The following is a 275-nucleotide window of genomic DNA, read 5'->3' as shown; positions in this document are numbered from 1 at the left end:
GAACGTCTTTCACTTCACCCGCCAACACGCCGCCCTGAACCGCAGCACCCACGGCGACCGCTTCATCCGGGGTCACATCTTTACGTGGCTCTTTACCAAAGAACTCAGTCACTTTGGCCTGAACCATTGGCATACGCGTTTGGCCGCCCACCAGGATCACGTCGTTGATGTCTGAAACAGACAAACCTGCATCCTGCAGGGCCACTTTCAACGGCTCGATAGGGCGGGAAACCAGGTCTTCAACCAGTGATTCCAGTTTCGCACGTGTTACTTTG

Annotated in this window: 1 protein-coding gene; it reads right to left on the bottom strand. The window is 55.3% G+C overall.

Features of this window, described 5'->3' with window-relative positions:
* Window positions 1–275, bottom strand: a 275-nt coding sequence (locus KVT28_RS25050) for an Hsp70 family protein (RefSeq protein ID WP_217550861.1), incomplete at both ends; no start/stop codon positions are given.

This window comes from Pantoea sp. GbtcB22 (genome assembly GCF_019091025.1).
GTDB lineage: Bacteria > Pseudomonadota > Gammaproteobacteria > Enterobacterales > Enterobacteriaceae > Pantoea > Pantoea leporis.
The sequence above is the reverse complement of the archived record's forward strand: the minus strand, read 5'-3'. Positions and strand labels throughout refer to the sequence as shown.